Here is a 14,064-nt window from a genome sequence, read left to right as displayed (position 1 = left end):
AATCTTCAGTTATAATTTCGCCAATTTATTCACACATCCAACACTTGACCATCATGTTGAAAAAAACATTTTTCCAAATTCACTGGTTTATGGGGATTACCGCTGGATTAATACTGTCCATTATGGGCGTGACTGGCGCGATTTACTCTTACGAACAACAAATTCTAAAATGGATCAACACGGACAGTTATGTTGTCCATGCGGAAAATCGAGACAAGCTCAGCCCTGCCGAGCTCTACACGCATTTTCAGCAGGTCGATCCGAATATTCAGATTAACAGTATTACCATTGCCAAAGATCCAACCGTTTCAAGTACCGTGAATATTGTGAAAGAAGGTGCTCGACGTGGCTATAACATGATGGTCAACCCCTACTCGGCTGAAGTGTTGCCAGAAATTAAAGGACAAGGCTTCTTTCAATTTGTACAACAACTGCACCGCAACTTGACTGTAGGTCCTGTAGGAAAACAGATTACTGGCGCTTGTACGCTCATGCTGATTTTCTTTGTCTTGAGTGGTTTGTATCTACGCTGGCCAAAAAAGCACTCACTCAAGCAATGGTTTATGGTTAAACCACAACTGAAAGGTCGTAACTTCCTTTGGGATTTACATGCCGTAGTCGGTACTTGGGTGGTGATCTTTTATTTACTATTGGCATGCACAGGACTCTACTGGTCTTATGATTGGTGGCGGAGTGGCATGTTCAAGGTGTTGGGGGTTGAACAACCAAAACCTGAAATGCAAGGCGGCAAGCCAGAAGGTCAAGGTCCACGTGGAGCATCAGGTGAACAACGTGGTGAACATGGTCCACAAGGTCGACCTCATGAAGAAGGACGAACTACTGAAGGACGTGGTCAATCTGAAGCGAATGCGCGTAATCCAGAGGCTCGTCAAGCATGGGATGCTACAAAAGGTGATTCTGAACGTCGAGGACGTACTGAAGGTGAAGGTCGTGGTTCTAAAGCAGATGCTGCGAGCTTGAGCCCTGAGCAAATGCAAACTGTACTCACCCAAACCTGGACGGGGGTTCAAGCCAAACTCGGACATGATTATTCAACCCTGACTTTGAATCTGCCGAAAAAAGCCGATGGAAAAGTTGAACTCAGTTTTGTTGATCCAATTCCCCAACATGAACGTGCACGCAACAAAGCGGTTTATGATTATCAAGCTGCAAAAGTTCAAGATGTTGAGTTGTATGAAGATAAAAAGCTCAATGAAAAAATCATGAGCAGCATGCTGCCTGTACACCGTGGTAGCTTCTTTGGACCGATTTATCAATTCTTTGCCATGCTTGCTGCACTGGCAATGCCATTGTTCTTTGTTACAGGCTGGATGCTGTATCTGAAACGTCGTAAGCAAAAGAAACTGACCCAAGCAGCGCGTTTAGGCAATAGCACGGTGAGTGTCGACCCAAATGCCAAACCATGGCTAATTGTTTACGCCTCACAAACAGGTGTAGCAGAGCAACTGGCTTGGCGTACTGCAACCAGCCTACAGGAAGCCCGCCAACCTGTAACGGTGAAAACCGTACAACAACTGACATTGGATGATCTCAAAACTGCACCGCAGGTTCTGTTTGTTGCCAGTACTTATGGTACGGGTGATGCACCTGATTTGGCTTCTGGTTTTGCCAAGAAAATGCTAAATAGCACACTAGATTTAAGCCACCTCCACTTCGCAGTTTTGGCCCTAGGCTCAAAAGAATATCCTGACAGTTATTGCAGTTTTGGACATGCCATTGCTGCATGGTTAAAGCAGAATCAAGCACAGGCATTATTTGAAACCATTGAAGTGGATAATGCCAACCCTGCAGATGTACAGCGTTGGAATACCGCGCTTGCCAAGGTCAGCAAGCTTGATTTACAAGCCATGCATATTGACAAAACTTTTGACAGTTGGACGCTCATCAAGCGTGAATTACTCAATCCAGCGAGTCTAGGTGCACCTGCATTTAATATTGAACTGCAAGCCAAGCATGTAGCCCATTGGCAAGCTGGTGACATTGCAGAAATTCAACCGGGTAACAGCACTGCACGTATTCAAGCTTTCATAGCTCAACATCAGATTGCTGCGAATACAGCCGTTGAATCTCTAGGAATGCCTATTGAACAAGCTTTATGGAACAAACAGCTCAATACTGAAATTGAACCATTTGCCAATATGGAGCATTTACTGGAGCAATTACACACCTTACCTTCACGTGAGTATTCAATTGCCAGTATTCCTGCACAACAAAAACTCCGCTTGGTGGTGCGTCAGCAAAGTAATCAAACAGGCGAATTGGGTTTAGGCTCAGGCTGGTTAACGGCTCATGCAGCACTTGGACAAGAAATTGCCCTGCGTATCCGCAACAATGAATCATTCCACCTGATTGATGACGACCGCCCGATCATTTGTATTGGTAATGGTACAGGGATTGCAGGACTGATGAGCCTTTTACATGCGCGTGTACGTGCCGATTACACCCAGAACTGGCTGATCTTTGGTGAACGCCAACGTGAACATGACTATTTCTATCAAACCACCATCGAAGCATGGCAAACCACAGGGATGCTGGAGCGTCTAGATTTAGCCTTCTCTCGTGATCAAGCCGAAAAAATTTATGTACACCATGTACTTCGCAATCAGTCGGCTGAACTGGTGTCATGGATGAATCGTGGCGCAGTCATTTATGTCTGCGGTAGCATTCAAGGCATGGCAAGTGATGTCGACCAAGCGCTGAATGATATTCTTGGTGAAAATACAGTGGAACAACTTCGTCAAGAAGGTCGTTATCGCCGAGATGTGTACTAAACCCTAGTCAACTAAATTCAAAAAACCGAGCGCTCATGGGCTCGGTTTTTTTATGCTGAGCAAAGATCAGTATCTCCCCATCTGAATTAAGCTACAATTCCATCTGAACATTTCAGATTCTAATCAATAACAATGCAACTGATCCCATTTAAACGGCTTATTTCAGCTTTTATCGGCAGTATTCTTTTCCTTGACGGTATCTATTTAGTCAGCCTTAATAAAATTCATTTAGGTACGTTGCTTCCTGTATTGATCGGATTCGGATTGCTCAGCTTTGCACTTTTTTATCAGAAGATTCAGGTCATTGTTCAAAAAACACCTTTACGAACCCTGCTCTGGCGTTTGAGCTGGGCAGGTTTTCTACTCTGGAGCATAACTGTACTGTGCTTCTTTATATATTTGCATCTAGCAACTCAAAGTCATGCTCAAATTGCACCCGTTAAAGCCATAATTGTGTTGGGCAGTGGTATTGAAAATGGACAGCCCTCAGCAACTTTAGCACAACGTCTGGATCGTGCAGCTGAACTAGCGAAACAACAACCCCAAACTCCCATGATTATGACGGGTGGGCTGGATTTTAGAGAACAATATACCGAAGCAGAAATTATGTCGAAGTATGTACAGCACAACTATGCAATTGCCTCAAATCGTATTTGGCTAGAAGATAAAAGCACCAGCACCGATTTAAATCTCAAAAATAGCCAAACCATTTTGCATCAGCTGAATATTCAGCTCAATGAACCGATTGCAGTAGTTACCAGTGATTTTCATACTTTAAGAGCGGCTGCAATCGCCAAAAAACAAGGCTATAGCCATATTATTGCTGTTGCCGCCCCTACACCATTGCTGAACCGCTACAATTCTTGGCTACGAGAATATTTCGCCTATCTTAGTGGATGGTTATTGAATGAATTTTAAGGATTAATTTAAACGGATTTGACGGGGTAAAGGCAACTTCATACTCTGGAATAACTCAGGTTTTTGCAAATACAGTTGATACAAATAATTTTTTAAATCTAACAAAAACTTTTCTGGCAAAACCATCAAATTATGCCCATCAGGAGTGAGATCCATTGAAATGGTGGTTTTTTGCTGACGTAAATACGGAATAAGCTGTTCGACCAGATTCTTAATGGGAATTTCCTGAACTTGATAATTTGCCCAAGTATCTTTAATCATCAATTTGGCGAGGCTTTTATTTTGCCAAATTGGAAATCCACGTTGCCCAGTTGGCGTGGTACAAATTGCCCAGCCTTCTTGGTACAAAGCCACAATTGAACCTTGTGCAACCATATTTTCAATGAACTGCTTATAAAGTTCTTTCACGTTGTCATTTAAACTTGATGTTTTAGGCGCAGCTTTACGCTGATAAGGATTTCTCATACAAATTTTTATATTGAAATTATTATGAAATAAATTCTATATAAAAGACGCAGTAGAGACAATATATAAGAGATATATGGTGGGCGCTGACGGGATCGAACCGCCGACATTCTGCTTGTAAGGCAGACGCTCTACCAACTGAGCTAAGCGCCCTGAAGAATAAAAATAGAGACCTATTTTTATAAAACCGAGATAAAGTGCTCTTTATCTGGATTAAACATCTTACTCAGGGAAATAAGACATTAAAATGGCGCAGCGGACGGGGCTCGAACCCGCGACCCCCGGCGTGACAGGCCGGTATTCTAACCAACTGAACTACCGCTGCAACACGAAATCTTTAAAACCATAATCCATAATCTGTCAAAATTATGGTGGGCGCTGACGGGATCGAACCGCCGACATTCTGCTTGTAAGGCAGACGCTCTACCAACTGAGCTAAGCGCCCTAAGGCATTAAAAATAGCATCACTATTTTTAGGATGCAAGATAAACCCGAAGTATTATCTTTCACAACTTGTCAGGTTGCATAATTTCTTTGAAATGGCGCAGCGGACGGGGCTCGAACCCGCGACCCCCGGCGTGACAGGCCGGTATTCTAACCAACTGAACTACCGCTGCATCGCAAAGAATATGGTGGGCGCTGACGGGATCGAACCGCCGACATTCTGCTTGTAAGGCAGACGCTCTACCAACTGAGCTAAGCGCCCTCATTAAATAATTTTGTATAAATGGCGCAGCGGACGGGGCTCGAACCCGCGACCCCCGGCGTGACAGGCCGGTATTCTAACCAACTGAACTACCGCTGCACTTACACAAAGTCACTAATGTGGTACAAACAATATTAAACATCTTAAGTGGCGCAGCGGACGGGGCTCGAACCCGCGACCCCCGGCGTGACAGGCCGGTATTCTAACCAACTGAACTACCGCTGCACGTAAGATCTTTAACGTAAAGGCTTGGTGGGCGCTGACGGGATCGAACCGCCGACATTCTGCTTGTAAGGCAGACGCTCTACCAACTGAGCTAAGCGCCCTTAACGTCTTCATCGTTTGTGAGGTGCATTATAGAGAATCTTTACCGAGTGTCAAACGCTTTTCTCACAGTTTTCATGATTTTATGTTTGAGTGATTAAAAAATAAGTGTTTTGCTATAAAAACAAGCAAATTCTGCAAGTTATTTAGAAAATATGTGTAAAATTCACTCTACCCTTTTCTTTTGTTTTCAACATGAAAATCTGAAACAAGCATTATCCTGCTTCCAATCTGACTTAATTCATCTCTCTACGCAGATAATTATTTGCAAAAAAAATCCCAAGAGGATTAACTCAAATTCAAACGCTGTTCCGAAATATAGACCAAGGCATTTTCTGGAATCAGCTCAAACAACTCGACCACATCTTGATTACGCATTCGGATACAGCCATGTGACATTGGTATACCCATAGGTTCGCTATCAGGTGTACCGTGAATATAAATATAACGATTGAAGGTATCACAACCCTCGCCCTGATTAAATTTAGGCTCTAAACCTGACAACCATAAAATGCGTGACAAAATCCAATCCCGTTCAGGAAATTCAGTCGCGAGTTCTTGATCATAAACTTCCCCTGTTTCTTTACGCGCGATAAAAACTGCATTCAAGGGAGCACTTTCACCAAACTTTAACGCCACTTCATGCCAGCCACGAGGCGTTTTACCGCTATTCTCCTGCTCGCCAATGCCATTTTTTCCAGAAGAAATCACATAAAATTTATTGTGCTTAGGCAGTAATAAGGTTTGTTCTGCCAAATCAATCAGAATATCTGCTTGTTGTAATGAATATTGCATTCGAGAAACCTATGTATAAGAGCGACTCTGGATAAGCATAACTGATCGTACTTAATTTACTGCTGGTTCAGGGCGTAGCCATAACCAAATCGCTACAATCAGCATCGTTAAATCCGTAAATACTTTGACCGCAAAAGGTGCCGTAGTAAATAACATGATCACACCACTGATCAGCATCATCATCGAAGCAATCCATTTGGCTTTACGCGGGACTGTGCCATTTTCGCGCCATGCTCGCAGTGTTGCTCCATGTTTAGGATGATTCATGAGCCAATCATCTACCTGCGGCCAACCCTTGGAAGCGGCCCAAGCAGCTAAAATTAAAAATACTGTTGTTGGCATACCTGGGAGTATTGCTCCAATAAAGCCGAGGATGACAAAGAGCACCACCAAACTTCGCCAAAACAATATCTTCATCTTCAAGCCCTAATCTAGAATTGCGCTAGTATAAAATGTTTTTACACTTTATCCTTTTTAAATTCTGTACATTGTTCTGCCATTTTGGTTTCCACTATGTTTTTGACATTACAACAAGACCATCTTTTTGAGCCATGGTTGAACTTTAAAAATCCCTTAGTGCGACAACTGGCATTCAGCATTGCCAGTCCCAATATTCTGAAAGCCTATCCCGATCAGTTTCAGATTCATCAGCCTTTTCAATTGCATGCCGAAACGGTCTGGCAACAATACTTTCACTTATATCAATCTAGATTATTATATTTAGATCAACATCCACATGAATTGGAAGACTTTCTAAACCAGTTAAAAAGCACACGCTTAGGTTTGCGCTTTGAAATGTTTGTCTGGTTTTGGCTACGTGATTCTGACTATCATCCTTATGAATTACTTGGACACAGTATTCAGCAAATTGCTGGAGCCAAAACCCTCGGAGAACTGGATTTTTTACTGAAAAATACTGAAACCCAGCAGATTGAACATTGGGAAGTGGCTCTTAAATATTATTTAGCCGAATGCGATTTTTCCTTTTCGCACTGGTATGGACTCAACCGTACCGATACCTTAAAACGAAAGCTCAATCACTTTACTCAAAAGCAATTTCAGTTTGATCAAGCACTTGACTACCCTATTCAACAACGCTTTGTCATGCTCAAAGGTCAGCTTTATGTGCCGCTGAATACAACTATTCAGCAAGTCCCAGATTGGGTTAATTTACAGCGCAGAATCGGCTTATGGGGTTATGAGTTTATTCCTGTGGCTTATACGCCACATCGACTCCAACGCCACGAATGGCTGTGTCCAAACGACTCTCCAAGTAGTCATGCTCCGCAACTTTGGACAGATGGCTTATATTGCTATCAACAGCAAGCTGATGAGCAAAATTTTTATATGTATCGTCATCGACTGCTACTGCAATATCGGGCTTAATCTAATCGGAATGTATACAGCTATACATTCCTTAACCTTTTTATAATGAAATGATACTACTTTCAAGCATGGTTATTTTTTAATCTAATGCAATAAATGATAATGAGCTTTGGAGTAAATCATGAAAAAAATGATCGCTATTTCCTTATTACTTTCATTTTTTCTCGCAGGTTGTAATACGGTAGCAGGTGTGGGTAAAGACGTCTCTAAAGTTGGAGATGTCGTGACGGACAGTGCGGAAAAAACTGCGGATAAATTGTAATCATGTAAAGCCAATCCAAGACCTTATCAAAACGATAAGGTTTTTTTATGTCAAAACTCCCTTTATTGACTCGATTCGCCTATCATAGCCGCATATTTTTCATTTGCTTTCCCCTCCTATGAATCACTCCGAAACTCTCGAACTTAGCTTACAGTTGCTGCGTCAACCTTCCGTGACGCCTGTTGATCATAATTGCCAAAATATTATGGCCGAACGCTTAGAAAAAATTGGTTTTAACATTGAATCAATGCGTTTTGATGATGTTGATAATCTTTGGGCGCGTAAAGGGACGGAATCTCCTGTATTTTGTTTTGCTGGGCATACCGATGTTGTACCTACAGGCAATTTAAATGCATGGCACTCAGAGCCTTTTGTACCCGAAATTCGTGATGGTAAGTTGTATGGGCGTGGAAGTGCAGATATGAAAACTGCACTTGCGGCGATGGTGGTTGCTTCCGAACGTTTTGTTCGCAAACATCCAAACCACAAAGGTTCAATTGCGTTTCTAATTACCTCTGATGAAGAAGGTCCTGCTATCAACGGGACAGTGAAAGTCATTGAAACCCTAGAAGCACGTCAGGAAAAAATGACATGGTGTTTAGTGGGTGAGCCTTCTAGTACTAATCATTTAGGCGACATCGTTAAAAATGGTCGTCGTGGTTCTTTAAATGCCGTTTTAACCGTGAAAGGCAAACAAGGTCACGTTGCCTATCCACACCTTGCGATTAATCCGATTCATATGGCGTCTAAAGCGGTTGCTGAGCTATGTGATACGGTTTGGGATCAAGGCAATGAATACTTCCCTGCCACGTCTTTCCAAGTCTCTAATATTCAGGCAGGTACAGGTGCAACTAATGTTGTACCAGGCACGATGACTGTAACCTTTAACTTCCGCTATTCAACAGAAGTGACTGCTGAAGAGTTGAAAGCACGTGTTTTAGAAATTTTAGATCGTCATGGTTTGACCTATGAAATTCACTGGACACACTCAGGCTTACCCTTCTTGACCCCTGTAGGTGAATTGGTAAATTCAGCAAAAAATGCAATTCGTAATGTAACGGGTCGTGAAACTGAATTATCAACCAGTGGTGGTACTTCAGATGGTCGTTTTATTGCCCCTACAGGTGCACAAGTACTTGAACTTGGTGTATTGAATGCCAGCATCCACCAAATTGATGAGCATGTGAATGTAGACGATTTAGAACCTTTAGCCGAAATTTATGAGCAAATTCTTGAAGGCTTATTGGCTTAAGATCATTACCAGATAAGCAATAAAAAAACCCATGTTGAACATGGGTTTTTTATTCTTTAAAGCATTATGAACCAATGCCTAAACTGGTTTGAATCTGCGCGACATTTGGAACTTGAAAGGTTTGCTCACCCATGCGTACGTACTGGAACACCATTGGATCAGTGACTGTCATTTCCTCATCAACAACCTCGGAAATACGTACACGTACCGATTTTGGCATCTCGTTACACATCAGGGCAAAACGCTGATCAATTTCATCCCCTTCAATTACAAGTGCAACCCCAGAGTTCTTAGCAGGATCATTCACCGCATAAACAGGTAGTTTAACATCATGCCATTCCACTGAAGCAACATGCGTTGGACTATCTAAGGCAGAGAGTACAATATTCTGTGGTAACAACATTGCCACTTTGCCATAGCATTGAATGATATAGGCATCGATAAACCCTGTAGAAACAGTAATGAGATGATGTAACTCTTGCTGACTAATTTGATCTAAGACCGATTTACTCGCGCTATTTTCGCTCATCACCTTACCCCTGTTTCACTGTCAATAGACTTTCAATGTTATTCAACAAGTCAGCCTCTTGGAATGGTTTACCCATATAGTGAGTTACACCCAAACTGAATGCACGTTCACGATGTTTTTCACCTGTACGTGAGGTAATCATGATAATTGGCAACTGCTTATGCACTTCATGGTGACGAATCAAGTTAGTTACTTCAAAACCATCCATACGCGGCATTTCAATATCCAGCAGCATTAAGTCTGGTTTCACATTTTCCAACTGTTCCATGGCATCGACACCATCTTTTGCAGTCACGAAATCATAACCCTGACGCTCCAACAGACGCGAAGTTACCTTACGTACCGTCACCGAGTCATCCACGATCATAATTAAACGACGTGTATCATTATAACGGTAGGTATCACGCTGATCATTGGCATGCTTCACACGTTGTGTAGTTTGGATCTGACGCGCAATATTCTGTCCATCCAGAATCAGACACACTTGACCATCACCCAGAATCGTCGCACCCGCAATAGCACCAATGGCAGAGAATTGCTGACCAATTGGTTTCACCACAATTTGCGCACGCGAACCAATCAACTGATCGACCAATAAGGCAATGGTTTGACCACTATTGCCTTTAATTAATAATACTGGCAATGAATGCGCAATGCTGCCCAAGCGAGGTAAAGGCTGATTAGAGACAAACTCTGATAGATAGCGGAGTTTGTAACTTTCATTATCAATCTTGAAGTAGTCGTCTTTACTGTTGAAGTAACTTTCCAAGGCAGCCGGTGCAATTCGAACAATACGTTCAATCTGCGCCAACGGAACCGCAAACTGCTGATCGCCAGATTTTACCATCAAGGCATCGCTTACAGCTACCGTTGTTGGTACGCGAATGCTAAAGCTGGTGCCTTTGCCAAAAGTCGAATCTACCGTGACATGACCACCAAGCGCTTTAATGGCACTCTGCACCACGTCAAGACCTACGCCACGACCTGAAATTTGCGTCACTTGCTGGGCTGTACTGAATCCAGGATGGAAAATAAACTGTAGAATTTCCTGCTTTTCAAGCTGCTGATCGGCTTTCATCAAACCTAAAGAAATGGCTTTCTCTTTGATTTTGGCAACATCAATCCCTTTACCATCATCATGGAATTCAACCACCACATCCGTACCTTGACGGCTGATATTGAGTTCAATTTTCCCAACTTCAGGTTTATGGGCTAACTGACGTTGTTCAGGATCTTCAATACCATGATCGACCGCATTACGTAACATATGTTCCAGCGGTGTCACCAAACGCTCGAGAATGGTACGGTCTAACTCGCCTTCAGTATTGTTGACAAGCAATTCTGCAGGGCGATTTAGGGTAGAAGCTGTTTGACGCACAATACGTTGTAATCGTGGCAATAAACGCGAGAATGGAACCAAACGGGTTCGCATTAAGCCTTCTTGAATCTCTGCCTGAATACGCGATTGTTGCAGTAACAAACCTTCAGTATCACGGATTTTTTCAGCCAACGTCGTCTTGAAGTCGACCAAATCCGATGCAGATTCCGCCAATGACTTAGACAATTGATTTAGCGATGAATATTGGTCCATTTCAAGCGGGTCAAAGTCAGCATAGCGTCCGACGTCACTGCCGTGTTTGGCAATAATTTGAGACTCTAACTCACCTTCCATTCGACGTAACTGGTCGGCTAGACGTTTAATCGCCAACTCCATTTCATTCAAGGTATTGCCTAATTGACCAAGGTCCATTTCAATACGTGAACGGTTAATCGAATTCTCACCTGATAGATCAATCATTTTTTCAATCAGATCAGCTGAAATTCGAATCATTTCATTGGATTGATCCGATTGACCAGAGCTCTCCCACTCGCCCATCATGGCTGGTGGCTCAGTACCATCACCCTGAATAAATTCGAAGCTTGGAGCTGTAATTTGCGCTTGAGCTGGGGTATTACGTGTTGGTAATTGAACTGTGACATCCGCATACTCAATCGCTTCCAGACTTGCCTTCAAGCTATCAAAATTACTGTAATCATGTTCAAAAATCGCATGTCTTAACCATGCAATAGTGGTTTTTAACAATGGATCATAGACATTCGAATTGAAATGATGCACTGCAAACTGTTCAAAAGCACTTTCTAAACGATAGGAAATTGCACCTACAGCTTCAATTTCAGCCATACGTGCACCACCTTTCAGGCTGTGCGCTGCACGTTGTAATTGAAGTAATAAACTACGGTCACTACGTTGTTCAATCCACTGTTGCAGTAACGACTCCATCGTATCGAAGATTTCAGCTGCTTCTTCAAGGAAAGTTTCCTCAACAATTGAGCGTACACTGTCATCTTCTTCTGAAGCTAAAGACTGCACCACATCTTTCGGCGCAACCCAAGCAACAATTTCCTCGTCCTCTTCTTCTACTACAGGAGTCATTACAGGCTGTACAGGTGGTGACACCGGTGCATCTACAGAGGTGGTCGCATAGGCTGCGACATGTTCCACTGCTGGTTGCTTATGCTCAACCACAGTTTCAGTAACTGTCGATACTGCAACACCCGCTACCAAGGCTTCAATATTATTCAGAATATCAATGGCTTCTGGTGCCGGATAATCGACATGTTGTTCGCGAATGATTTGAATACGATCCGCAATATTGTCCTGAACCAAGCGAATAATTTGAATCAAAGCAGGTGAAGCTTGGATTTGCTGATTGATAATTCGCTCATAAATGGTTTCTAGCTCATGCGAGATTAAACCAATATGAGTGGCTTGAATCATATTTGCACCACCCTTTAAGGTATGCAAATAACGCATCAAATTATTCAGTGCTGCCGTATTCGACTGATCATGACTCCAAGTCTGGACATCTTGGTCAATCCCCATGAGCAATTCATCTGCTTCTTCAAGGAAAATATCCAGCAGATCATCATCAAATTGACGGTTCGCATCTTCTGCATCGACCAGTTGAGCATCGCTATGAAGACGTTTAGACAGTACCGCAAAGTCGACTGTAGTCCCTTTTGTGCTTTCTTCAACAGGCGTTGGTGTTTCAAGCGTAGTTGAAACAGCATCTTCTAACGTACTAAGCTCAGCCTCATCAAAAATCTCCAAATCCTGCTGCACAAATGCAGTTAAATTTTGAAGAACATGCTGTGCTTGCTCAGACAGGCTAATACGCTGTCCTGCTGCTAAAGTATCGAACAGGTAAATAAATTCCTGATGTGCCTGAGCAAATAACTCATAGGCATAATCAATAGTTAATAACGCTGCTTTGGCAAGTAATGCTTGATAGCATTCATCTAAAGTCTGTACAAACGCATGAATACCCTGCGAAGCACGATTATCGGTATGCTCAGCCAGTAACTGAGCCTTTTGACTTAGCTGCTCAATATACGCAGGGAATTCAGTTTTCGCACGTTTTTCAAATTCAAGTTCCGCATCCAATAACAGATCAATATCTAATTCAATGAGCTGAGAGACTAAACCTTGTGGATTGGCTGTAGCATCAAAGTCTTCTTGATTAAAGCCATAATCTTCCCATGCCTGATTAAAGGTTCGATCAATTTGGCTCAGGTCTTCAAGTTTTCCTTGACGGAGGATATGTAAGAAATCGCGTACAAATTCAGCATATTGAATTAACAATGCCGTTTCGTTTGAACTCGAAACAATATCTTCTTGTAATAGCGTCTTGAATAAATTTTCAACTTTAGAACTGGCATCAAAAATTTGCTGGATATGTGCCATCGATGAGCTACCGCGCAAGGTATGCAATGCACGAATCAGCCCATTATAATCTGGCACTTCATCCGCTTCTTGTTTTAAGAAGTGATCAATGGTCGCTAGATGCTCTTCTGCCTCTTCAATAAAGATTGAAGTCGTAACTTCTTGAAGATCAGTGCTTTCTTGAATAGATTCTTCTTGTGCCTCTACTGCTACTAATGCTTCTTCTAGCACCTGTTCCGTTTCAGCTGAAGTAAATTCAAGTCCCGTCATTTGTTCTGGAGAATGCAGTTGATCCGCCAATAACAATAACTCTTCCAATGCAGGCTCAAGGGTAAGCCCTTGCTGCAATTGCTGCCCTAGAAGCACCAATGGTCTTAAGTCAATTTCAATTGCTTGAACCGATTTAAACTGAGGATACAGCTTGTACTGGAAAATACGGTAAACCGTTTCGGCAAATTTTTGGATCTTGCTATCTAGCACCACTGAACCAAAAATGACACGATTTAATGTATCTTCCACAGACCACGCCAGCTCACCTGCAGATTTTGCTCCCACCATACGACCCGAACCTTTCAATGTATGAAAGTGGCGACGAATGATCGTTAAGGTGTCTTGATCTGAGGGATTCGCTAACCATTGCGCAAAAACGCTGTCTAGCTCTTCAAAAATTTCTTCAATTTCTTCTACAAAGATCTCGAGAATTTCAGCATCTTGTTCAAGATAACTATCTTCTGGAAGCGTTGTCGTATCGACTAAATTTTTTAATATTTCTTTCATAGCTTTGGCTTCTTACGTTCTTTGCCACCATAAAAGGCGCTCAAACCTGAGTGTAATCATCACGCTGAACTTCATGCTCAAAGTCCCTCGGGTCGATGCTTAAAACTAGATGGGAATTCCGAACTTGAAGTGCT

At 42.5% G+C, this 14,064-nt stretch carries 10 protein-coding genes and 8 tRNA genes; 5 read left to right on the top strand and 13 right to left on the bottom strand.

Features of this window, described 5'->3' with window-relative positions; genetic code table 11:
• The first annotated feature begins 53 nt into the window (after positions 1-53).
• Entirely contained in the window at positions 54-2,792 is a 2,739-nt protein-coding gene (locus tag ACWQ4X_RS03565) for a PepSY domain-containing protein (protein WP_457902746.1), read from the top strand.
• Positions 2,793-2,924: 132 nt separating this feature from the next.
• Positions 2,925-3,710 carry a YdcF family protein gene (locus ACWQ4X_RS03560; RefSeq protein WP_457902745.1) on the top strand — a complete coding sequence of 262 codons (786 nt, stop codon included), beginning with the start codon at positions 2,925-2,927 and terminating at the stop codon, positions 3,708-3,710.
• A gap of 3 nt (positions 3,711-3,713) precedes the next feature.
• On the opposite strand, the gene ACWQ4X_RS03555 is transcribed toward ACWQ4X_RS03560, so the two are convergent.
• From ACWQ4X_RS03555 to ACWQ4X_RS03505, 11 genes are all read right to left on the bottom strand, one after another.
• Positions 3,714-4,175 (bottom strand): DUF2750 domain-containing protein, encoded by a 462-nt coding sequence (locus ACWQ4X_RS03555; RefSeq protein WP_457902744.1) that lies wholly within the window; start codon positions 4,173-4,175, stop codon positions 3,714-3,716.
• Positions 4,176-4,252: 77 nt separating this feature from the next.
• Positions 4,253-4,328: transfer RNA gene (locus ACWQ4X_RS03550), tRNA-Val, on the bottom strand.
• A gap of 95 nt (positions 4,329-4,423) precedes the next feature.
• Positions 4,424-4,500, bottom strand: a tRNA-Asp gene (locus tag ACWQ4X_RS03545).
• 44 nt (positions 4,501-4,544) lie between these two features.
• Positions 4,545-4,620 (bottom strand) — tRNA-Val (locus ACWQ4X_RS03540).
• Positions 4,621-4,715: 95 nt separating this feature from the next.
• Positions 4,716-4,792: transfer RNA gene (locus tag ACWQ4X_RS03535), tRNA-Asp, on the bottom strand.
• Positions 4,793-4,805: 13 nt separating this feature from the next.
• Positions 4,806-4,881, bottom strand: a tRNA-Val gene (locus ACWQ4X_RS03530).
• A gap of 22 nt (positions 4,882-4,903) precedes the next feature.
• A tRNA-Asp gene (locus ACWQ4X_RS03525) sits at positions 4,904-4,980 on the bottom strand.
• 49 nt (positions 4,981-5,029) lie between these two features.
• Positions 5,030-5,106: transfer RNA gene (locus tag ACWQ4X_RS03520), tRNA-Asp, on the bottom strand.
• Positions 5,107-5,131: 25 nt separating this feature from the next.
• Positions 5,132-5,207 (bottom strand) — tRNA-Val (locus ACWQ4X_RS03515).
• A gap of 286 nt (positions 5,208-5,493) precedes the next feature.
• Positions 5,494-6,000 (bottom strand): cell wall-recycling L,D-carboxypeptidase ElsL, encoded by a 507-nt coding sequence (gene elsL, locus ACWQ4X_RS03510; protein ID WP_100242736.1) that lies wholly within the window; start codon positions 5,998-6,000, stop codon positions 5,494-5,496.
• A gap of 51 nt (positions 6,001-6,051) precedes the next feature.
• Positions 6,052-6,417, bottom strand: a complete 366-nt coding sequence (locus tag ACWQ4X_RS03505; RefSeq protein WP_457902743.1) for a YbaN family protein — start codon at positions 6,415-6,417, stop codon at positions 6,052-6,054.
• Between the two features lie 96 nt (positions 6,418-6,513).
• Here ACWQ4X_RS03505 and ACWQ4X_RS03500 point away from each other — a divergent pair, with 96 nt between their 5' ends.
• The 3 genes from ACWQ4X_RS03500 to dapE all read left to right on the top strand — a co-directional run bounded on the left by ACWQ4X_RS03500 (position 6,514) and on the right by dapE (position 8,900).
• Positions 6,514-7,386 carry a DUF1853 family protein gene (locus ACWQ4X_RS03500; RefSeq protein ID WP_457902742.1) on the top strand — a complete coding sequence of 291 codons (873 nt, stop codon included), beginning with the start codon at positions 6,514-6,516 and terminating at the stop codon, positions 7,384-7,386.
• Positions 7,387-7,507: 121 nt separating this feature from the next.
• Positions 7,508-7,648 (top strand): entericidin A/B family lipoprotein, encoded by a 141-nt coding sequence (locus ACWQ4X_RS03495; RefSeq protein ID WP_100242733.1) that lies wholly within the window; start codon positions 7,508-7,510, stop codon positions 7,646-7,648.
• A 118-nt stretch (positions 7,649-7,766) separates the two neighbouring features.
• On the top strand, positions 7,767-8,900 hold the full coding sequence (gene dapE / locus ACWQ4X_RS03490; RefSeq protein WP_457902741.1) for a succinyl-diaminopimelate desuccinylase: 1,134 nt from the start codon (positions 7,767-7,769) through the stop codon (positions 8,898-8,900).
• A gap of 64 nt (positions 8,901-8,964) precedes the next feature.
• Here the strand turns inward: dapE and ACWQ4X_RS03485 are convergent, their stop codons facing one another.
• Positions 8,965-9,429, bottom strand: coding sequence for a hypothetical protein (locus ACWQ4X_RS03485; RefSeq protein WP_457902740.1), 465 nt, complete (start codon positions 9,427-9,429; stop codon positions 8,965-8,967).
• 4 nt (positions 9,430-9,433) lie between these two features.
• On the bottom strand, positions 9,434-13,930 hold the full coding sequence (locus ACWQ4X_RS03480; protein ID WP_457902739.1) for an Hpt domain-containing protein: 4,497 nt from the start codon (positions 13,928-13,930) through the stop codon (positions 9,434-9,436).
• Positions 13,931-14,064 lie beyond the last annotated feature (134 nt).

The organism is Acinetobacter sp. NigerLNRRAM0016 (assembly GCF_054112845.1).
This window is presented reverse-complemented; position numbering and strand designations above follow the sequence as displayed.